The organism is Bradyrhizobium sp. USDA 336, assembly GCF_044908355.1.
Taxonomy (GTDB): domain Bacteria; phylum Pseudomonadota; class Alphaproteobacteria; order Rhizobiales; family Xanthobacteraceae; genus Bradyrhizobium; species Bradyrhizobium yuanmingense.
In genome coordinates, this window is sequence record NZ_JBIYDC010000002.1 from 634,755 (window position 1) to 654,004 (window position 19,250).

19 protein-coding genes and 1 pseudogene are annotated in these 19,250 nt (G+C 65.2%); 11 read left to right on the forward strand and 9 right to left on the reverse strand.

Annotated elements, in window-relative coordinates; genetic code table 11:
- Positions 1-14: 14 nt before the first annotated feature.
- Together ABIA45_RS03790 and ABIA45_RS03795 are read right to left on the reverse strand one after the other, a co-directional pair.
- On the reverse strand, positions 15-476 hold the full coding sequence (locus ABIA45_RS03790) for an SRPBCC domain-containing protein (protein WP_271544839.1): 462 nt from the start codon (positions 474-476) through the stop codon (positions 15-17).
- Positions 473-808 carry a helix-turn-helix transcriptional regulator gene (locus ABIA45_RS03795; RefSeq protein WP_036043607.1) on the reverse strand — a complete coding sequence of 112 codons (336 nt, stop codon included), beginning with the start codon at positions 806-808 and terminating at the stop codon, positions 473-475. The genes ABIA45_RS03790 and ABIA45_RS03795 overlap by 4 nt, the downstream gene beginning before the upstream one ends.
- Before the next feature lie 112 nt (positions 809-920).
- Here ABIA45_RS03795 and ABIA45_RS03800 point away from each other — a divergent pair, with 112 nt between their 5' ends.
- The 6 genes and pseudogenes from ABIA45_RS03800 to ABIA45_RS03825 all read left to right on the forward strand — a co-directional run bounded on the left by ABIA45_RS03800 (position 921) and on the right by ABIA45_RS03825 (position 6,918).
- Positions 921-1,616, forward strand: coding sequence for a TetR/AcrR family transcriptional regulator (locus tag ABIA45_RS03800; RefSeq protein ID WP_275502256.1), 696 nt, complete (start codon positions 921-923; stop codon positions 1,614-1,616).
- On the forward strand, positions 1,613-2,416 hold the full coding sequence (locus tag ABIA45_RS03805; RefSeq protein WP_404651090.1) for an HlyD family secretion protein: 804 nt from the start codon (positions 1,613-1,615) through the stop codon (positions 2,414-2,416). Before ABIA45_RS03800 ends, ABIA45_RS03805 begins: the two co-directional genes overlap by 4 nt.
- Positions 2,413-3,347, forward strand: a pseudogene (locus ABIA45_RS03810) (ABC transporter ATP-binding protein). Before ABIA45_RS03805 ends, ABIA45_RS03810 begins: the two are co-directional and overlap by 4 nt.
- Positions 3,344-4,507, forward strand: a complete 1,164-nt coding sequence (locus ABIA45_RS03815; RefSeq protein ID WP_036012821.1) for an ABC transporter permease — start codon at positions 3,344-3,346, stop codon at positions 4,505-4,507. Before ABIA45_RS03810 ends, ABIA45_RS03815 begins: the two are co-directional and overlap by 4 nt.
- 37 nt (positions 4,508-4,544) lie before the next feature.
- Positions 4,545-5,852, forward strand: a complete 1,308-nt coding sequence (locus ABIA45_RS03820) for an adenylate/guanylate cyclase domain-containing protein (protein WP_404540018.1) — start codon at positions 4,545-4,547, stop codon at positions 5,850-5,852.
- A gap of 151 nt (positions 5,853-6,003) precedes the next feature.
- Positions 6,004-6,918 carry a PhzF family phenazine biosynthesis protein gene (locus tag ABIA45_RS03825; protein ID WP_404540021.1) on the forward strand — a complete coding sequence of 305 codons (915 nt, stop codon included), beginning with the start codon at positions 6,004-6,006 and terminating at the stop codon, positions 6,916-6,918.
- Between the two features lie 59 nt (positions 6,919-6,977).
- Here the strand turns inward: ABIA45_RS03825 and ABIA45_RS03830 are convergent, their stop codons facing one another.
- Together ABIA45_RS03830 and ABIA45_RS03835 are read right to left on the reverse strand one after the other, a co-directional pair.
- Positions 6,978-7,439, reverse strand: coding sequence for a DUF488 family protein (locus ABIA45_RS03830; RefSeq protein WP_404540024.1), 462 nt, complete (start codon positions 7,437-7,439; stop codon positions 6,978-6,980).
- Positions 7,440-7,445: 6 nt separating this feature from the next.
- Positions 7,446-8,282, reverse strand: a complete 837-nt coding sequence (locus tag ABIA45_RS03835; RefSeq protein WP_404651091.1) for a DUF72 domain-containing protein — start codon at positions 8,280-8,282, stop codon at positions 7,446-7,448.
- A gap of 98 nt (positions 8,283-8,380) precedes the next feature.
- Here ABIA45_RS03835 and ABIA45_RS03840 point away from each other — a divergent pair, with 98 nt between their 5' ends.
- From ABIA45_RS03840 to ABIA45_RS03855, 4 genes are all read left to right on the forward strand, one after another.
- Entirely contained in the window at positions 8,381-8,761 is a 381-nt protein-coding gene (locus ABIA45_RS03840; RefSeq protein WP_404651092.1) for a hypothetical protein, read from the forward strand.
- Between the two features lie 142 nt (positions 8,762-8,903).
- The gene (locus ABIA45_RS03845) at positions 8,904-9,107 is read left to right on the forward strand and encodes a hypothetical protein (RefSeq protein ID WP_036043631.1); all 204 of its coding nucleotides are present in this window, start codon (positions 8,904-8,906) and stop codon (positions 9,105-9,107) included.
- Positions 9,108-9,349: 242 nt separating this feature from the next.
- Entirely contained in the window at positions 9,350-10,477 is a 1,128-nt protein-coding gene (locus ABIA45_RS03850) for a glycosyltransferase family 2 protein (protein WP_157280692.1), read from the forward strand.
- Between the two features lie 6 nt (positions 10,478-10,483).
- A complete protein-coding gene (locus ABIA45_RS03855; RefSeq protein ID WP_404651093.1) occupies positions 10,484-11,986 on the forward strand; it encodes a glycosyltransferase family 39 protein in 1,503 nt (500 codons plus the stop codon).
- Positions 11,987-12,240: 254 nt separating this feature from the next.
- On the opposite strand, the gene ABIA45_RS03860 is transcribed toward ABIA45_RS03855, so the two are convergent.
- A complete protein-coding gene (locus tag ABIA45_RS03860) occupies positions 12,241-14,130 on the reverse strand; it encodes a CHASE2 domain-containing protein (RefSeq protein ID WP_404651094.1) in 1,890 nt (629 codons plus the stop codon).
- Between the two features lie 56 nt (positions 14,131-14,186).
- Positions 14,187-14,711, reverse strand: coding sequence for a FecR domain-containing protein (locus ABIA45_RS03865; RefSeq protein ID WP_404651095.1), 525 nt, complete (start codon positions 14,709-14,711; stop codon positions 14,187-14,189).
- 660 nt (positions 14,712-15,371) lie between these two features.
- On the opposite strand from ABIA45_RS03865, the gene ABIA45_RS03870 reads away from it, so the two are divergent.
- Positions 15,372-16,451 (forward strand): tlde1 domain-containing protein, encoded by a 1,080-nt coding sequence (locus ABIA45_RS03870; RefSeq protein ID WP_225139793.1) that lies wholly within the window; start codon positions 15,372-15,374, stop codon positions 16,449-16,451.
- Positions 16,452-16,479: 28 nt separating this feature from the next.
- On the opposite strand, the gene ABIA45_RS03875 is transcribed toward ABIA45_RS03870, so the two are convergent.
- The 3 genes from ABIA45_RS03875 to ABIA45_RS03885 form a co-directional block, all read right to left on the reverse strand.
- Complete coding sequence (locus ABIA45_RS03875) at positions 16,480-17,817, reverse strand: caspase domain-containing protein (protein WP_404651096.1); 1,338 nt, start codon at positions 17,815-17,817, stop codon at positions 16,480-16,482.
- 109 nt (positions 17,818-17,926) lie between these two features.
- Positions 17,927-18,565, reverse strand: coding sequence for a glutathione binding-like protein (locus tag ABIA45_RS03880; RefSeq protein WP_404651097.1), 639 nt, complete (start codon positions 18,563-18,565; stop codon positions 17,927-17,929).
- A gap of 13 nt (positions 18,566-18,578) precedes the next feature.
- Positions 18,579-19,172: a cysteine hydrolase family protein gene (locus ABIA45_RS03885; protein ID WP_404651098.1), complete on the reverse strand. Its 594-nt coding sequence runs from the start codon at positions 19,170-19,172 to the stop codon at positions 18,579-18,581.
- Positions 19,173-19,250 lie beyond the last annotated feature (78 nt).

Genomic DNA, 19,250 nt, shown 5'->3' on the forward strand with positions numbered 1-19,250 from the left:
GCGATCTCTCCCGCTCAATCTTCGCCGCTGATCTCGTCGAGCTTGCGAACGACCTGCTTCCAGCCGCCGCTCATCACCGTGTAGGCCGACTCGTTCCTGGGCAGGACGAAGCCCGCATGGACGAGGCGGATCCGCGTGCCGGCTTCGACTGGGGTGAGGGACCAGGTCACGACGGTGTCGAGCGGGGCGCCATAGCCGGTGTTGCGCTCGTCGCCGCCCTTCCAGGCGTAGACGAGGCGGCGATGCGCCACGACCTCGAGAACCCGGCAATGGATCACGCCGTCCCAGTTGCCGCCCGGCGTGGTCTGGAAGGTGAAGGCCTTGCCTTCGACGGCTTCGAAGCCGGTCGGCTGCATCAGCCAGCGCCCGATCAGCTGTGCGCTGGTCAGCGCCTTCCAGATCGTCTCGGCTGTGTGAGGGAAGACCTCGTCGATGACGATGTCTCTTGTGTCGGCTTTCAAGGCGGCAGCACTCACGGGTCGATCTCCTTCAAGAGGTCACGCAGGTTCTGGAAACGCTCGCGCCAGAAGACGCCGTAATGGTCCATCCAGGTGACCAGCGGCTCCAGCCCCTGCGGCGCGGCGCGGTAATAGACGTTGCGGCCCTCGGCGCGCTCGGCGACGAGGCCCGCTTGCTTCAACGATTTCAGGTGTTGCGAGACGGCTCCTTGCGTGACGCCGCTGCCGCGCGTCAGCTCGGCGACGCTGATCTCTTTGCTCTCGAACACACGCTCGAACACGGCGCGGCGGGTCGGATCGGCGAGGGCGCGCATCACGGTGGTGACGGGGTTTGGGGTGGCTTCGATCATAAAATCAAATTAGCGGATGCTAATGCATTAGTCAATGCTAATTCGTCTGCGACGGGCGAGTTCACCGTTGAACTCTCTTGACTATGACTGACTAGTCAGTCATATATCTCGAATGACGAAGAAGCCGACCAAAGCCGCCTCGCCCCCTGCGGCTCCCACCCTCGCGAACGGCCCTGCGGCTACTGGCCCCGATGCAGCGCCTGCCTCGAACCGCGCCTCGCGCGCGGCGGAGCGGCGTGCGGCGATCGTCGAGGCAGCGATGGAGGAGTTCATCGCCCGCGGCTTTGCCGCCACCAGGCTCGACGACATCGCCAAGCGCGCCGGCGTCGCCAAGGGCACGATCTACCTGCACTTCAAGGACAAGGAATCGATGTTCGAGGAGCTGGTGCGCGTCGTCATCGTTCCCGTGGTCGCACGGCTGACCACGCTGCCGCCGCCGGCAGGCTCGGTGCGCGACCTCATCGAGACGTTCGCCGGCAACTTCCTGAAGGAGGTGATCGGCACGAGGCGGGGCGATCTGGTGCGTCTGATCGTGGCGGAGGGGCCGCGCTTTCCGTCCGTCGCCGACTTCTACTACCGCGAGGTGGTCTCGCGCGGGATCACTGCCATGCGCGCGCTGATCGAGCTCGGCATCGCCCGCGGCGAGATCCGGCAGAAGGACCTCGCGCGCTATCCACAGATCCTGGTCGCGCCCGCGATGATCGCCGTGATCTGGCAGAGCCTGTTTGCGCGGCATGCGCCGCTCGACGCGCAGGAGATGCTGCGCGTTCATCTCGATTTGATTTTTGGCGAACGGAGGACGACATGAGGTCGTCGCAAGCAATTTCTGTTGTGGTATTGTTCGCGGTGCTGGCCACCGGGCTTGCCGGGTGCAAGGAGAAGCGCGATCCCGGCTTCCAGGGCTGGGTCGAGGCCGACATGATCTTCGTCAGTCCGGACGAAGCCGGGCGCGTCACCAAGCTCAACGTCCGCGAAGGCGACGAGGTCAAGGTCGGCGATCACCTCTATTCCGTCGATGACGATCTCCAGCTTGCCGACCTCAACCAACAGAAGGCGACGCTTGCGAATGCGCAGCAGACCTATGACCGTGCGGCCTCGCTGAACAAGACCGGTTCGGGCACGCAGGCCAATCTCGATTCCGCCGTGTCCGCCTTGCGCGTCGCGGAGGCGCGGGTGGCGACCTCGGAGACGCGGATGGCGCGGCGCAAGGGCTTTGCGCCGGTCGCCGGCACCATCCAGCAGATCTATTTCCGCGAAGGCGAGATGGTGGCGGCGCAGCGGCCGGTGCTCTCGATCATGCCGCCCGGCAACATGAAGCTGCGCTTCTTCGTGCCGGAGACCAAGTTGCCGAAGCTCGCGATCGGCGACACGGTGCGTGTCTCCTGTGACAATTGCGCCGCCGACCTCACCGCGAAGATCTACTTCATCGCGACCTCGGCCGAATACACGCCGCCCGTCATCTACAGCCTCGAAGAGCGCAACAAGCTGGTCTATCTGATCCAGGCGCGACCCTCGCGGCCCGATGCTTTGCGCGTCGGACAGCCGATCGACATCCACCTCAATCCCAAAACTCCTGAGACCAAGACACCGGTGGCGGACAAGCGATGAGCAACGGCAACGGCATCGCAATCGACGTCAAGGGCCTGACCAAGTCATTCGGTGGCCGCGAGGTCGTGCACGATCTGTCGATGCAGGTGAAGCGCGGCTCGATCTACGGCTTCCTCGGTCCCAACGGCTCGGGCAAGACCACCACCATCCGCATCCTGTGCGGGCTGCTGACGCCCGACAGTGGCGAGGGCACCTGCCTCGGCTACGACATCCGCCGCGATGCCGAGAAGATCAAGCGCCAGGTCGGCTACATGACGCAACGTTTTAGTCTGTACCAGGATCTCTCGGTGCGCGAGAACCTCGAATTCGTGGCGCGGCTCTATGGCCTCGCTGACGCGCGCGCGGTGCCGCGCGCGACATGATCAAGCGGCTCGGGCTCTCGGGCCGCGAGGAGCAGCTCGCCGGCGAGCTCTCCGGCGGCTGGAAGCAGCGGCTGGCGCTGGGGGCCTGCACGCTGCCCAATCCACAATTGTTGCTGCTGGACGAGCCGACCGCCGGCGTCGATCCCAAGGCGCGGCGCGATTTCTGGAACGAGATCCATGCGCTGGCCGCCGAGGGCCTCACAGTGCTGGTCTCGACCCATTACATGGACGAGGCCGAGCGCTGCCACGAGATCGCCTACATCGCCTACGGCTATCTGCTGGCGCACGGCACGGTGGAGGAGGTGATCGCGAAATCCGCGCTCACGACCTATACCGTCACGGGCGACGCCCTGAACGAGCTTGGCGCCGCGCTTACGGGCAAGCCCGGCATCGACATGGTGGCGCCGTTCGGCACCTCGCTGCATGTTTCCGGCCGCGACGTCCCGGCGCTCGAAGCCAGCATCGCGCCCTGGCGCGAGAAAGGCGGCCTGCACTGGCAGAAGTCCAAGCCCTCGCTCGAAGACGTGTTCATCGAGCTGATGGGACGCTCCAAGGACAATTTCCAATGAGCGCGGTAGAACATCCCGAACCACGGCGCGAAATCCGCGAGCGTTTCGGCTTCCTGCGGCGTTCCTACGCGATGCTGGTCAAGGAGTTCATCCAGCTGAGGCGCGACCGCGTCTCGTTCGCGATGATCGTGATGCTGCCGGTGATGCAGCTGATGCTGTTCGGCTATGCCATCAACACCACGCCGCGCCATCTGCCGAGCGCGGTGCTGCTCCAGGAGGATTCCGATCTCGCCCGCTCGGTGCTGAAGGCGCTGGAGAACACCAAATATTTCCGCTTCCTCTACGAGGTTCACGACGTCGACGATTTCGACAACCTCCTGAAGTCCGGCAAGGTGCTGTTCGGGGTCGAGATCCCGCGCGGCTTCGAGCGGGCGGTGCGGCGCGGCGACAGGCCGGCGCTGCTGGTCGCGGCCGACGCCACCGATCCAGTCGCCGCAAGCGCTGCGCTCGGCTCGCTCGGCATGATCGTGCAGACCGCGCTTGCGCACGATCTCTATATCGGCGAGCCCCCGGAGATGCCGTTCGAGATCCGCGCCCACGCCCGCTACAATCCGGCCGCGAATTCCAGCCTCAATATCGTGCCAGGCCTCGTCGGCACCATCCTCACCATGACCATGCTGATCTTCACCGCGCTCTCGGTCACGCGCGAGGTCGAACGCGGCACCATGGAGAGCCTGTTGTCGATGCCGATCAAGCCGGTCGAGGTGATGTTCGGCAAGATCGTGCCCTACGTGCTGGTCGGCTTCGTCCAGGCCTTCCTGATCATCAGCATCGGTGTCGGCCTGTTCGGCGTGCCCGTGCTCGGCAATCTCGTCCTGCTGGCGTTGCTGTCGACGCTGTTCATCACCACCAATCTGGCGGTCGGCTACACCATCTCGACGCTGGTTCAGAACCAGCTCCAGGCCATGCAGATGTCGATGATGTTCTTCCTGCCGAGCATTCTGCTCTCCGGCTTCATGTTCCCGTTCGCAGGCATGCCGGCCTGGGCGCAATATCTCGGCGAATGCCTGCCGCTGACCCATTATTTGCGGATCGTCCGCGCCATCATGCTAAAGGGCGCGACCATGGAGAATTTGCGCTTCGATACGCTGGCGCTGGCGGCCCTGATGCTGCTCGCCATGACCGTCGCGGTGACGCGCTTCCGCCGCACGCTGGATTGAGGCACAATACCCCGGAATCCCGGAATCGAGGGGTGGAATGGCCAAGTTTGCGAGCAGGAAAGCGCGGCAGCATGCCGTCTTGTCGGAGGACTTCGAGCGCGAGCTGACGCGGGAGGTGCTGCGCACCGAGCTGCTGCGGGTGCGAGCGCTGATCGCGACCGGCTGCTGCATGATGTTTTTACTGACGGCCATTTACCTGATCGATCCCGCAGTGGTGAACCGGGTCTGGCGCGGAACGGAGGGGATCATGGAGGTCTACGGCCTTCTGGCCGGCTTCATCCTGTTCGAGGCCTGGGTCCACACCCAGATCAGGAAGAACCTCCGCCTCGATCGCGACCTGCCGGTGATCAGGCGCTATATCGGCACGCTGATCGAGACGTCGCTGCCGACGCTGATTCTCATTCTGCAAATCCGGACCATGGGCGCGCCCCAGGCGCTCGGCTTCGCCGTGCCGCTGATGTATTTCATCTTCGTGATCCTCTCGACGCTGCGGCTCGACTTCTGGCTCTCTGCATTCACTGGTTTCGTCGCCGCGGCCGGGCTCCTGGCAGTCGCACTATATTACAACTCGACCGGCGAGACGGATGAGCCCTTGGTCTATCTCCACGCCGTGCGCAGCATCGTCATCCTGATCTGCGGCGTACTCGCTGGCGCCGTCGGCGCTCAGCTCCGCCGCCAGTTCGCCGCGAGCATCGCGGCCGCGACCGCACGCGACCGGGTCACCAATCTGTTCGGCCAGCACGTCTCGCCGCAGGTGGTGGAGCGGCTGATGACGGCGGGAACGGGCGCTAGCGGCGACGTCCGCCGCGTTGCGGTGATGTTCGTCGATTTCCGCGGCTTCACGGCCGGCGCGCAGTCGCGCAGTCCGCAGGAGGTGGTCGACCGGCTCGACGGCGCCTTTGCCGTGCTGGTGGATATCCTCGACCGACATGGCGGCATCGTCAACAAGTTCCTGGGCGATGGGTTTCTCGCCCTGTTCGGCGCACCGCTGGAGGCCTCCGACGCAGCGCACCGTGCGGTTGCCGCAGGGCGTGAGATGCTGACCGCAATGGACCGCATCAACGCGCAGACGAGCTGGCCGCTGCGGATCGGCATCGGCATCCATTTCGGCGAGGTCGTCGCCGGCAATATCGGCTCGCCCCGGCGCAAGGAATACACGGTCATCGGCGATACCGTGAACTTCGCCTCGCGACTCGAGGCGCTGAACAAGGATTTCGGCTCGCAGCTCCTGATCTCCGCATCCGTGCGCGAGGCGCTGGGCGATGACGGGAGCGATGCCGTCGCGCTCGGCGAGGTCGAGGTGCGCGGCTACGAGCGGAAAGTACCGGTGTTTCAGCTGGGGTAACTGCATCACACATCGGCGCGCGCAGTTCACTTTCATGCAAGCGATTGCTCCGATTGCACTCAATTTTGGGGCATGACGGGCGATGTTTTCGGCTTGTAGAGTGCTGCGCGATGCGGCCGGTCGCGGCCGCGACTTGCATGAGGAAGTGACGATGCAGCGCCGCTACATCACCGTCGACGTGTTCACCGACCGCGCCTTCGGCGGCAACCAGCTCGCCGTGGTGCTCGATGCCGGCGGGCTGACGACGCAGCAGATGCAAGCGATCGCGACCGAGTTCAATTATTCCGAGACCACTTTCGTGCTGCCGCCGCGCGACAGGGCCAACGACGCCGAGGTGCGCATCTTCACGCCGGTGCAGGAGATCGCCTTTGCAGGCCATCCCAATGTCGGCACCGCCTTCGTGCTGGCCTCGATGGCGAAGGAGCCGAAGCCACGCCTGCTGTTCGAGGAAAAGGCCGGGTTGGTCCCGGTCGAGATCGTGCGAGAGCAGGGCAGGGTGATCAGAACCGAGCTCACCGCGCCGCAGCCGCTGCAGCGGCTCTCAACGCTGTCAACAGCGGAAGCCGCGAGCTGCATCTCGCTCGTTGCCGACGACATCAGGGCCGACAATCACGAGCCGCAGATTGTCACCGTCGGAAACGCGTTTCTGGTGATGGAGCTGCATTCGCGTGAGGCGCTGAAGCGGGCCCGGCCCGATGCTGCGGCCTTTGGCAAGGTCTTGCCGCGCGATGGTGCCCGCGCGGTGTGGTTCTATACGCGCGATGTGCCGGCGGCGGAGGCGCCTTGCGAGCGACAGGCGCGCATGTTCATGCGCGGTGCCAGCGGCCTCGTCGAGGATCCCGCCACCGGCAGCGCCACGGTTGCCGCCGCCGCGCTGTTCGCCGATCTCGATCCCACGCGCGACGGCGAGCTGAAGCTGACCGTCGGCCAGGGTTTTGACATGGGTCGTCCAAGCATCCTCTCGACCCGCGTGCGCAAGCAGGACGGCAAGATCGTCTCCGCCCACGTCGGCGGCGCTTGCGTGCAGATGATGGAGGGGACGTTCCGGCTGGCGGGGGAGGGGTAGGTCAATCTATCCGTCATTCCAGGGCGCGACGAAGTCGCGAACCGGAATGACGGCGACAACTACACCTGCCGCCCCGCCAAATTCTTCACCGCAACCCCATCGCGCTCCTCGATGATCTCCGCGATCATCTGGCGGTGGCAGTGGGTGTGGTCGCGCTCGTAGCACAGCAGGCACACCGGGCCGGCCTTTTTCACCAGCGCAGAAAGCTCGTCCATCTCTTCTTTCGCCTGCGGCGTCTTCAGGTGCTTGGAGAATATCTTCTCCAGCACGTCGTATTGACCGCTGCGGGCGGCGAGGCGGCCTTCCTTCGGCGTGCCGAGCGCGGCGAGATGGACATAGCCGATGCCGCGCTCGTCGAGGCCCGCCGAAAGCTGCTTCTTGGAAAAGCCTGGCCGGCGCGACGAGGTCACCGCGCGCACGTCGACCACGAGCTTGACGCCGGCCTGTTCCAGCTCGTCCAGCACGGCCTTCGGCGGTGTCTGCTCGTAGCCGATGGTGAAGAGCTTCTTCGCCTTTGCCATGGGGCCTCAACTCACCCGTGCGATCAGTTCCATGGCGCCGTGCGGTGCGCGCACCTTGCCCTCGTGGATGACGTAAGCGAACACGTCGCGCGGCTCCCTCTTCGGCTTGGCCTTGTCAACCTTCGGGAGATCGTCGGGTTCACCGCCCGAAGCCCAGTCCTGGAAGCGCTCGGCCCAGGCGTCGAGCTGCTTCGGCGGATAGCAGGTCTTGATCTCGTCATTGCCCTTCTGCAGCCGTGCATAGACGAAATCGCCGGCGACATCTGCGATGGCGGGATATTTGCCGTGCTCGGCGAAAACCACGGGCGTCTCGAACTCGCGGATCAGCGCCACGAAGTCCGGCGTGCAGAAGCTGTCATGGCGCACTTCCACGACATGGCGCAGCGCGCGCCCCTCAAGCTTGCGCGGCAACAGCTCCAGGAACTTGCCGAAATCGGCACCATCGAACTTCTTCGTCGGCGCAAACTGCCACAGCACCGGCCCGAGATGATCGCCGAGTTCCAGCACGCCGGAATCGTAGAACCGCTTGATGGAATCGCCGGCCTCCGCGAGCACGCGGCGGTTGGTCGCAAAGCGCGGTCCTTTCACCGAGAATACGAAACCGTCAGGCACCTCGCTCGCCCATTTGCGAAAGCTCTCCGGCTTCTGCGAGCCGTAATAGGTACCGTTGATTTCGATCGAGGTCAGCTTCGAGGCGGCATAGGACAGCTCCTTCGCCTGCGCGAGCTTCTCCGGATAGAACACGCCGCGCCAGGGCTCGAAGGTCCAGCCGCCGATTCCGATGAAGATGTTGCCGGATTTTTTGGACGCAGTTTTTGCTTTGGCCACGGGAGTATCTCGCATCGACGGGGAGGGATCTCATCCTAGTCAAACCAGAAGTGATTGGCCAGTTGGCCGGTCCGGTCTAAGCTCGCGACGGGCCCGCGAAGAAGGAGAACAAGATGCGGATGCTGCCGGTGGGGGTCGCGCTCGTCATGATGACATCTGCTGCCATGACAAGTTCTGCCGTGGCGGATGACGACGACACGAAGGGCGCGCAAAAGCTCGCTCAGCAGGGCCGCGACGGCTACTGGCATTGCCTCGCGCGGGAATATTCGCGCGAGTCCAATCAGGGCCTGTCGGAGCAGGATTTCGGCCGCTCGGTTGCGGGCGCCTGTCCGTCGGAGCGGCAATATTACCGGGTCACGCTGCTCGATTATCTCACCACGCAATATCCTGATATCGATGCCGGCGCCCATCTCGCCACCGCGAATAGAGCGGTGGAGGCGGCGCAGAAGGACATCGTGATGGCCTTCGTCAAGCACCGGCCGCCCCAGAAGTAGGGGAGTGGCGAATGGCGAATAGCGAATAGGGCGACAAGGCAGGCCATGCTCATTCGCCACTCGCCATTCGCTATTCGCCCTGGGCCTTCCAGTCGCGCGCTCATCCATGGTATCAGTGAGCCCGTCTGGAGCAGGAACTTGCATGTCGTCTGAGTCGGTGGGTGGCATTCTGGGGGCGATCGTCGCGGCGGTCGTCCTTGCGGTTGCCGTCGTGTTCGGGCCGATCGGCCAGTACGGCAAGCCGCCCAAGCCGGCGAAGGCCGAGCCGGCTCCTGCGGCGGCGCCCGCAGCCCCGGTCGCGCCCGCGCCGCGCGGGCCGGTCATCCGGGAAGTGCCCAACCAATAGGACATGAGAATCGGGCTTCCAACCCCCTTGCGGAACGCCTTTGCCATCCCCATCTAGCTTCTAACGGCGGCGTTGAGCGTAAAGACCTCCGTCGCTGGAACGACCTTGGAATAGCTTAAGGCTTGCGCCGGATGTACGCGCAGCCCGCCGTTCCGGGGTCGTTGGCATTTTAGGCCTCTTTTCGGCCATTCCCCAGAACCTCGGCTTGGCAGCGCAGGATGCGGCGGATATACGCTGCCGTCATGAACGAAGCGATCAGACCGGGCATCGACAACTGGGCTCAAGAGGGGCCGGAACTGTCGGTCATCGTCCCGACCTTCAACGAGCGCGACAACGTCACCGTGCTGTACCGGCGCCTCGAGGCGACGTTCGCCAACGTCGCCTGGGAGGTCGTGTTCGTCGACGACAATTCGCCCGACGGCACCTGGGATGTCGTGCGCGAGCTGGCGCAGCGCGACAGCCGCGTGCGCTGCGTCCGCCGCATCGGCCGCCGCGGCCTGTCGGGCGCCTGCATCGAGGGCATCCTTGCCTCCAGCGCGCCCTATGTGGCCGTGATCGATGCCGACCTCCAGCACGACGAGACGCAACTGCCCAAGATGCTGCTCTTGCTCGCGAGCGATCAGGCCGACCTCGTCGTCGGCAGCCGCTACATCGAGGGCTACAAGAGCGAAGGCTTCAACAGGCAGCGCGCCGGCGCCAGCGCGCTCGCGACCGAGGTCGCCAAGAAGATGCTGCGGGTCGAGATTGCCGACCCCATGAGCGGCTTCTTCATGATCCGCCGCGACCGCTTCGAGCAGCTCGCGCCAAAACTCTCCGTGCACGGCTTCAAGATCCTGCTCGACATCGTCGCGACCGCGCATGGCAGCTTGCGGGCGGTCGAGATTCCCTACACCTTCGGCGCCCGCCAGCACGGCGAGAGCAAGCTCGATTCCATGGTCGCGCTCGACTTCCTCGGTCTCGTCTTCGCCAAGCTGACCAACGACGTCGTCTCGCTGCGCTTCATCCTGTTTGCGATGGTCGGCGGCATCGGCCTCGTTGTGCACCTGACCACGCTGTTCATCGCGCTTCGCCTGTTCAACGCGCCGTTCCCGGAGGCGCAGGCCGCCGGCGCCATCGTCGCCATGACCAGCAATTTCATCCTCAACAATTTCCTCACCTATCGCGACCAGCGGCTGAAGGGCTTTGCGCTGCTGCGCGGCCTGATCGCCTTCTACATCGTGTGCAGCGTCGGCCTGCTCGCCAATGTCGGCGTCGCCTTCTCGGTCTACGACCAGGAGCCGATCTGGTGGCTGGCCGGCCTGGCGGGCGCGTTGATGGGCGTGGTGTGGAACTACGCGATGTCCGGACTGTTCGTCTGGCGCAAGAAATAGCGCGTGATGGGCGGGGCCGATGCGCGGATCGTCCGCAACACCGCGCTGCTGATTGTCGCGCTGGTGGGATTGCGGCTCGTCGCAGCCGCCTTCACGCCGATCACGTTCGACGAAGCCTATTACTGGATGTGGTCGAAGAGTCTCGCCGGGGGCTATTACGACCACCCGCCCATGGTCGCCTATGTGATCCGCGCCGGCACCATGATCGCGGGCGATACCGAGCTCGGCGTCCGCCTCGTCTCGATCCTGTTGGCGCTGCCGATGAGCTATGCGGTCTATCGCTCGGCCGCGATCCTGTTCGGCGGCACACGCGTGGCCGCGACCAGCGCCATCCTCCTCAACGTGACACTGCTGGCCTCCGTCGGCACGCTGATCGTCACGCCCGATGCGCCGCTGCTGGTCGCCTCGAGCTTCGTGCTGTTCTTCCTCGCCAAGGTGCTGGAGACGGGACGGGGCGCCTGGTGGCTCGCGGTCGGCGCCGCAGTCGGCGCGGCGCTATTGTCGAAATACACCGCGATGTTCTTTGGCGCCGCGATCCTGATCTGGCTCGCTTGCGTGCCGAAGCTGCGGCGCTGGTTCCTCTCGCCCTGGCCCTATCTCGGCGGCCTCGTGGCGCTGGCACTGTTCTCGCCGGTGATCCTCTGGAATGCCGACCATCAATGGGTCTCGTTCGCAAAGCAGCTCGGGCGTGCCAAGATCGAGGACTTCCGCCCCGTCTTCATCGCCGAACTGATCCCGACCCAGATCGCGTTCGCAACGCCGCTGGTCTTCATCCTCGGTGCGATGGGCCTGCACGCGCTGACCTGGCAGCGCGCCGGCGCGCTCGCCTCGCGCGTGCTGATCGAGACGATGTTCTGGACCATCGTCGCCTATTTCGTCTGGCATTCGCTGCATGCCCGGGTCGAGGCCAACTGGTTCGCGCCGGTGTATCCGCCGTTCGTCATTGCCGCGGCCGCCGCTGCCAATCTTGCGCAATGGAAGCCGCGTCAGCGGCGCCTCGTCGACGTTTGCCTGCGCTGGGCCGCGCCTGTGGGCATCGTCATGTTTGCAGCCTTGATCGTGCAGGCCAATACCGGCTGGTTGTCCGGATATCGCCGCGATGCCACCGTGCGTAGTGTCGGTGTCGGCTGGCGCGAGCTCGCCTCGGAGATCGAAGCGGTGCGCGTGCGCGTGGGTGCGAGCTGCGTGCTTGCGCAGGATTACGGCACCACGAGCTGGCTCGCCTTCTATCTGCCGCGCGGCACCTGCGTCGTGCAGCAAAGCCAGCGTATCCGCTGGGTCAACATGGCTGAGCCGGATCCCAAGCTGCTCGCGGGCAAGCTGCTCTATGTCGACGAGCTGCGCGCCGACGGTCATCCCGTCCTCAATGCTCTCTTTGCAAAGGTGACGCAGGTGGCGCAACTGCAGCGCAAGCGCGGGCCGCTCGTGGTCGAGACCTACGGCATCGACCTGCTGGAAGGCGCCAAAGGCGAAGTGCTGGACCGCTCGCCGCCACCGGAAGCGCGGTAGCGCCTTAGAGCGGAATGGCTTGAGGTCGAATCAATTGCCGCGCGCTCGGTGCAACCTCTCCCGCTTGCGGGAGAGGTCGCGCCCACCGGGTCGCGCCGAAGGCGCGCCCGATGACAGGCTCCGGCGCGGGTGAGGGTTTTCTCCTCTAGGGGATTGTCCCATTGCGGAAACACCCTCTCCCCAACCCTCTCCCGCAAGCGGGAGAGGGAGCGCACCTCCGTCTTTGCTACGATCGAGCATCACTTCATCGCGCTTTAGTCGATCATCTCGGCCTTGTCAGCATCCTGTCCCGGCCCATCGCGATCGCGCCAGAACCAGACGGTTACGACGCCGGAACGGCCGCGGACCTGGGCGAGCAAGGGGCCGGACAGAACACCGTCGGGCGCGCCCTGGAAGTCGGCCGCATCCAGCAGCGTGTCGCTCAGCGCGAGGCGCGCATCGTTCTGGGCGGCAATCTCCATCAGCCGGCTTGCGACGTTGACGGTGTCGCCTGTCGCCGTGATGTGCTGATGGCTTTCGCCGAGTCGCGAGGCGACGATCGGGCCGCAATGCGCACCGATCTTGTAGCCGAGTTGACCTGCGATCGCCGGCGGCAGCGAGGCGATCCAGCGTGCGAGGCCGCGATGCAGATCGACCGCGCACTTCAGCGCGCGCGCCGAATCGTCGGGCATCGCGCGCGGTAGCCCGAACAGGATCATGGCGCCGTCGCCGAGAAAGCCCGTGATCATGCCGCCGCAATCGATCGCGATCCGGTCGACCAGCGCATGAAACGCCTTCAGAATATCCGTGAGCTCGTCCGGATCGATCCGCTCGCTCAAACCGGTGAAACCGGAGAGATCGACGAACACCACGGCTGCATCCTGCCGCACCGGCTTCGACAGGAAGTTCGGATCTCGCGAGAGCCAATCCCGCAGCGCCGGAGCCTGGAATTGCGCAAGCGACCTGCTCTTAGCGGCGAAATATTGCGTGCGGCGGCCTCCGGCCCACAGCTGCACGCCGGCAAAGACCGCAACCGGCGGCACGGCGGCGGCGAGCGTGGTCGCGGCGTTCAGCCAGACGCCGTGCGTGAACGCGAACAGGTTGAGCCCGGCCCAGGCGATCATCACCGCGGCCGCCGCCATGGTGCCGAGCGCGATGCGCCGCCAGGCGAGCAGGCCGACCAGCAGCACCGGCAGCAGGATCGCCGTGAGCGCGTCGGCAATGCGGACCCGGTGGTCACGCAGGATGGCATCGCCGGCGACGAGATGCGTGATTGCGGTCGAGACCACCTCGACGCCGGGCATCAGGGAATCGAACGGCGTCGGATAGAAGTCGCCGCCGCCGGCGACGGAGGCGCCGATCACGACGATACGGTTCTCGATGGCCGCGCGATCGAGCGTGCCGTCGAAGATGCTCTGTGCGCTGACGGTACGGATGGTGCGGCGCGGGCCGTAATAGGTGATCGGCAATGCCAGATTGCTGTCGGTCGGCACCACGCGATCCCCGAGCATGAGATGGCCCGGCGCGACGGTCAGCGGCTCGTCGAGCGCGCGGGCCGCGACGCGCAACGGAAACGACAGCTCGACCTTGTCGCGGGTCCGGAACAGCATCGGCACCGAGAGCGGCGAGCCTGATTGCCCGGTCGCGACATTGACGATGCCGACCTCGGCGTGCTCGGCGAATGCGGGCAATGGCTGCAGGAAACGCTCGGCCTCCGGCAGCACGGCGAGGGGACCTTCTCGGCTGGGTGCCACTGTTTCGCTGGCGGAGGGGAAGATCGCGGCGGCGGCGAGCACCATGGGACCGGTGGCCAATGTGTTGGCCAGCGTCGCATCGCCGATCGCGGCGCTGCGGTCGACCAGCAGCAGGTCGATCGCTACGACCTTCGGCTTGAACTGCACGATGGTGTCGACGACGCGGGCAAGATCGGCGCGCGGCAGTGGATAGGTGCCGCCGCGCTTCACGACGGTGTCGTCGATCGCAACGATGGTGACGAAATCCGGCGGACGCCGCACGCCGCGCGCCTGGGTCCGCCAATCCGTCAACGTGGCTTCGAGGCGGTCCAGGAAGCGCAGATGGCCGTCGGCGTGCATGGCATAGATGCCCCCGCCCCACAGTGCGGTGAGGACGAGTGCCACCAGGATCTGAACGCGTCGGCTGCGCATGCGGTCTTGCAATCGTATGATCCAAATCTCATGGGCCCGGCTTTGCCGGCCCGGGCTCATTGCCCGAGTCTGGCCATGAGCGCGTCAACGCGCGGCTGGCCCCAGGTCTTGACGGTCAACGGACCGGTTGCCTCGACATCGACGCCTTCTCCGGGGCCGAGCACGACGGCGCGTCCACGAGCCCTGCGGCTCACGCCGACCCGGCCGTCTGCGACGAACACGGAAGTCTTGGCGTCAGCGGCATCGACCGCCCATTTCGTGCCGCGTACTGCGGCAATCGCTTGCGGCGTCAGCACCTTGAAGGGATTGCCGCGCGGCTTCTTGGGCACCTCAATCAGCAGCGCTTTGCTGCTCAACTCCACAGAGTCTATATGTCCGTCGCGGTTGGCGTCCTTAAGTTCAAATCTGGCGCCGTTTTCCGCAACGATGGTGATGCCGTTGTCGCAGCGCCAGGTCTGCGTCCCGGCAGCCGACGGCGATGCCGTGCAGCCCGCATTCGCCGCAGGCTGCGCCGTCGCAGATCCGATCAACAGAAACGACCCCGCCAGGGCGAAAAACCCTGCGCGCGCGATCCCTCTCATGCCAGCCTCCGTTTGCGTGCTCGGCACAGCTCAGGGCAGGATGATACGGTACCGTATCACGCGCAGAGGCTGCTGAAAAGTGCCGAAGTGGGAGCTATTTTCTCGCGGCGGCGATGTCCAGAACCGAGACGATCAACTTTCAATCACGGCGCCGTGCCGCGTGAGGTCGCCCGGCGCCATAAGCATGCACCATTCCCGCGCGGCCGACGAGGCCAATCCGACGCGTCGTCCACCAGCCTCGCGCAACGCTGGCACGTTACGTTCAGGGGCAGTTGAGGACCACGAAAATGACGTTCTCAAGTGCGTCATGGATGTGGCCGCAGACGTCCGCAGAGCGTGCTGAACCGGCCGAGAATTATAGTTAACAGACCCGACTAAGTCCGTAGTTCTGCGGGCTTTTTTCTCAAAACGGGACAGCATTAACGAGCTGCCGCAGATCCGCCCGAACTTAATCCGCATTTAACTAAAAGTCGCCTTAATGACGCTCCGACCCTCTGCGAGATGCTGTTCCCGGATCGTGACCAGCGGCACTTCGAAGGGGGACTGAGTGACACCGTCCTGGACGCAAGGCGAATGAGTACGAGTATCGCTGCGCAGAGTAACGCGGCACGGAAGTCCAAGAATTTCTCGAAGACCAATTCGCGGAAATCTTCCCGGAAAATGACCACGACCAATTGGCTTGGCGCCGCGGCGATCGGCTGTGCCGTGATGGGCGCCGGCTGGACTATCCACAGCAACATCTTCGGCGCGAGCGTCTATCCCTCGGTCGGCAGCGTCGGCTACGACGAGCCGGTGATCAAGCGCGCGCCCAGGGTGGTGCTGCGCGAGGCCGGCGAGGCCATCAAGGAAACCTTCGCGCTGCTGCCCGACCGCCTCCAGGTCGCAGCTCCGATCTCGCGCGAAATGTTCAACGAGCGCTTTGCGGCGGCCGCAACGCAGGGCGTGCCGTCGAATGCCACAAGCGCCGCACCCCCGGCGCAGGTCGTTGCGGTGGCCAAAGACGCCCCGAAGCAGGGCGTGATCGCGAAGGTCGCGGAGGCGCTGAAGCCGGCAGCCAAGGGCGCCGACAACGCCGCGGACAAGACCAAGCGCGCGCCGGCTGCCCAGCTGCAACTCGCCTCGGCCGACCCGGCCGAGATCGTGCCGGCGCCCGAAGCCAAGCAAAAATCCTTTGCCGATCGCGCCAAGGCCGCGGTGATGTCGATCACCGCTCCGCGCCAGGCAATGGTGGAAAAGCTGTGGGGCAAGCGCGAAGCGTCCGGCGGGCTGCTCGCCTACGCCTCGGCCGATGCCAGCATCACCGCGTCCATCGCCCCGAAGGAGCAGAACCCGATGTTCGGCGGCGCTCCGCCTTATGAGCGGGACACCGCGGTCTACGACATCACGGCCAAGATGGTGTATCTGCCCGACGGCACCAGGCTCGAGGCGCATTCCGGCCTTGGCGCCAACCGCGACGATCCGGACTCCCGCCGCCTGCGCATGCGCGGCGTGACGCCGCCGCACATCTATACGCTGAAGCCGCGCGAGGCGCTGTTCCACGGCGTGCCGGCGCTGCGCCTCACCCCGATCGGCGGCGAGAGCGCGATCTACGGCCGCGATGGCCTGCTCGCCCACACCTTCATGCTCGGGCCGGGCGGCGATTCCAACGGCTGCGTGTCGTTCAAGGATTACTACGCGTTCCTCGACGCCTACCGCAACAAGGGCATCCGCAAGCTCGCGGTGCTGGCGCGGGTGGAGTGAGGCGTAGCGTGGCCGCCGGTGCGGGCAGTTATCGCTTGACGAAGGTGAAGCTGCACGGACGCTGTTCGTTGCGTTTGCCGCTGCCACGACTGCGCTCGAATTGCGCGTCGATCGTGTATGCGTAGGATGAGCCGGGGGCGACGTTGTTGATGGTGTAGGCGCTCGGACCGGTGAGGCCGCGTGCACTGAGCGTGCTCTTCCCATCAGCCGATATCTGACCGTCGATTTCGAGCGTACTGTTCGTACGCGGGTCCCGGTCCTCTGCATGAAATACGCCGTTCGCGACCGTGGCCGACAGCGCGCGGGTATAGCCCAATGCCTTGCCCGAGCTGGCGCAGTTCACGGTGACGTCCCACTTGCCATCGAACGTCTTGTTCTCGCCGCTCGTCGGCGCAAGTGCCACCTTTTGTTTCAGGCTTTCGATCCGCGCCCTGGCCAGATTGGCGAAGGTGCAATTCGGAAAACGTGCGAGGTGATCCTCAAAGGCGCCGACGGTGCCGATTCCATCGGCGGCCCTCCAATGTACTTCCGCGGATGCGCAAGGATCAGGCCGAGATGCAGCTTGCGGAGCCGCAACCGTGACCGATACCGGTCCGTTCAGGTAGAACCTCCCGATGATCGACAGCGAAAGCTCCGGTAGCTGGGTCTTGCCGCTGCTCTCGTAGACGTCGCTGCTGATGTCGCGGAAGACATCGCCGATCTCCTGGGGCTGCTCGATGTGCTTGAGGAACGCGGTGGTATAGGGACTGTTGCGGCCGGTGCCATCGGCGGCCACCTGACCTGATTGCGTCGAGAACGACACGATCGTGCCGCGAGGAGCATCGACTTTCGACAGCCCCCGTCCGATCGAGGCGGCGCGCGTCGTGCCGGCGGAACGCTTGAGAGTTTCCGCCAGCGGATTGTCGCGGCAGGAATCCAGCACCAAGATGCGCAGGTTCTTGGCCTGCTGCAGATCGTTCACGATATCGTCGACCCGCACGAAGCGTTTGAGATCGGCCTCATCCGTCAGCACGGCATCGACGGGCATGAGGTAATTCACGCCGTTGTACTGCATCGCATGGCCGCTGTAGTAGAACATGGCAACATCTGCTCGGCTCGCCGCTCGCGCAAAGCGGATGGTCAGGTCCTGCATGTCGGCCTGGCGCAAGTCGATGCCCTGGAGCACCTCGAAGCCGCTGCGCCTCAGCGAGGCTGCGACGTCCTCGGCGTCATGCAGGGGGTTGGAAAGCTTCGCGGTCGAGACGTAGGCGCCGTTGCCGATGACCAGCGCGACCCGCGTTTCCGCCGATGCCGGAGCAAGGCACAGCCAGCAGGCGAGGAGAGCGACGCAAGTCCGTGCCAGGCACATTCCGGAAGAAGCACGCATGAATGCCGTCCCAGGAAATATCGAAAAATATCCCCCAGATTAGCGCATGTCGCGCCGACATCAATGCTCTGCTTCCCGGCCACGCGAATCGCGCCGCCGTGGCATGCTGTCACGCCGCGCTCGACTCCAAGGTCTTGCGCAGCGCCATCTCGGTCGCGATCGCGCGCCGGACCGCGGGGCGGGCCTGCATGCGTTCGAGATAGGCCGCGAGCGGTGGCCATTGCGCGATGTCGATCCCTGCCGGACGGAGCAGAAGCAAGGTCCAGGTGAGATGGGCATCGGCCACGGTGAAGCCGTCGCCGACGAGGAATTCGCGGCCCGCCAGATGCGCTGCCGGCACCGACAATGTCTGCATGATCCTCGCGCGCGGCTTGGCCAGCGAGCCGTCGTCCTTGTACCAGAAGGTTGGAAACAGGAACGCCTTGTGGATCTCGGCGCCGACGAAGCTCAGCCATTCCTGCAGGCGATAACGATCGATGTCGCCGGGCCTTGGCGCAAGGCGTGCCTCCGGCTTCACATCGGCGATGTATTGCAGCACCGCTGCGCTTTCCGTCAGCCGCTCGCCGTTCTCCAGCACCAGGACCGGCACCGCGCCCTTCGGTGACACGCGGAGGAAATCGCCGCCGTCGTCCACGAGCCGCTTGGTCCAGATATGGGCGAGGTGATACTGCGCCTCGATTCCGGCCTCCAGCAGCGCGATGCGGCTCGAGAGCGAGCAGGCCATCGGAAAGAAATAGAGCTGCAGCATCTGGAAGGTCTCCTCAGGTCAGCACGTCGCTCTGCGCGATGATCGCGAAGCGATCCGATAATTCGGCCAGAGCGACCTCGTGAATCGTTCTCGCCGGCAGCGTGCCGCCGCGCCCATCGGGAAGATCGCGCGTGGCGCAGGCATCCGCCGCGATCGTCGTGCGCAGGCCGAGATCGAGCGCGGCGCGCGCGGTCGAAGACACGCACATATGCGTCATGAACCCCGCGAGCACGATGTTCTTGCGCGCCGTGGCGGCCAGCCGGGCCTGCAGGTCGGTGCCGGCGAAGGCATTCGGCAGCGCCTTCTCGATCACGGGCTCGGTCGCGAGCGGCGTCAGGCGTTCGACGATCGCGCCGCGCGCCGCCTCGCGGTCGAACAGGCCGCCGGCGCGGCCCTTGTGCGCGACGTGGAAGATCGCAGCTCCGCTCTCCCGTGCGCGCGCGAGCAGGCGCGCAGCCGCGGCGATCACCGCTTGCGCATCGGGCAGGGCGAGCGGGCCGGCGCAATATTCGTTCTGGATGTCGATCAGAACGAGGCATGTCTCGTTGAGCTGGGGCGGATCGAGATCGGCGCCGGCGAGTTCGAGCAGCGTCTTTGGAGCGGTCATGCCGTCAGGCCTTCGTGAATTCGGATGCTTCGACACTAGCGCAGCAGCACCTGCCATTGTGCAGGACTATTGCAGCTG

Coding starts and splice junctions, on each gene's coding strand:
- ABIA45_RS03870 (WP_225139793.1), top strand. CDS start 15,372: ATGACCACGACCAATTGGCTTGGCGCCGCGGCGATCGGCTGTGCCGTG.
- ABIA45_RS03850 (WP_157280692.1), top strand. CDS start 9,350: ATGAACGAAGCGATCAGACCGGGCATCGACAACTGGGCTCAAGAGGGG.
- ABIA45_RS03835 (WP_404651091.1), bottom strand. CDS start 8,282: ATGCGAGATACTCCCGTGGCCAAAGCAAAAACTGCGTCCAAAAAATCC.
- ABIA45_RS03865 (WP_404651095.1), bottom strand. CDS start 14,711: ATGAGAGGGATCGCGCGCGCAGGGTTTTTCGCCCTGGCGGGGTCGTTT.
- ABIA45_RS03860 (WP_404651094.1), bottom strand. CDS start 14,130: ATGCGCAGCCGACGCGTTCAGATCCTGGTGGCACTCGTCCTCACCGCA.
- ABIA45_RS03815 (WP_036012821.1), top strand. CDS start 3,344: ATGAGCGCGGTAGAACATCCCGAACCACGGCGCGAAATCCGCGAGCGT.
- ABIA45_RS03840 (WP_404651092.1), top strand. CDS start 8,381: ATGCGGATGCTGCCGGTGGGGGTCGCGCTCGTCATGATGACATCTGCT.
- ABIA45_RS03845 (WP_036043631.1), top strand. CDS start 8,904: ATGTCGTCTGAGTCGGTGGGTGGCATTCTGGGGGCGATCGTCGCGGCG.
- ABIA45_RS03855 (WP_404651093.1), top strand. CDS start 10,484: ATGGGCGGGGCCGATGCGCGGATCGTCCGCAACACCGCGCTGCTGATT.
- ABIA45_RS03880 (WP_404651097.1), bottom strand. CDS start 18,565: ATGCTGCAGCTCTATTTCTTTCCGATGGCCTGCTCGCTCTCGAGCCGC.
- ABIA45_RS03825 (WP_404540021.1), top strand. CDS start 6,004: ATGCAGCGCCGCTACATCACCGTCGACGTGTTCACCGACCGCGCCTTC.
- ABIA45_RS03885 (WP_404651098.1), bottom strand. CDS start 19,172: ATGACCGCTCCAAAGACGCTGCTCGAACTCGCCGGCGCCGATCTCGAT.
- ABIA45_RS03795 (WP_036043607.1), bottom strand. CDS start 808: ATGATCGAAGCCACCCCAAACCCCGTCACCACCGTGATGCGCGCCCTC.
- ABIA45_RS03800 (WP_275502256.1), top strand. CDS start 921: ATGACGAAGAAGCCGACCAAAGCCGCCTCGCCCCCTGCGGCTCCCACC.
- ABIA45_RS03805 (WP_404651090.1), top strand. CDS start 1,613: ATGAGGTCGTCGCAAGCAATTTCTGTTGTGGTATTGTTCGCGGTGCTG.
- ABIA45_RS03820 (WP_404540018.1), top strand. CDS start 4,545: ATGGCCAAGTTTGCGAGCAGGAAAGCGCGGCAGCATGCCGTCTTGTCG.
- ABIA45_RS03875 (WP_404651096.1), bottom strand. CDS start 17,817: ATGCGTGCTTCTTCCGGAATGTGCCTGGCACGGACTTGCGTCGCTCTC.
- ABIA45_RS03830 (WP_404540024.1), bottom strand. CDS start 7,439: ATGGCAAAGGCGAAGAAGCTCTTCACCATCGGCTACGAGCAGACACCG.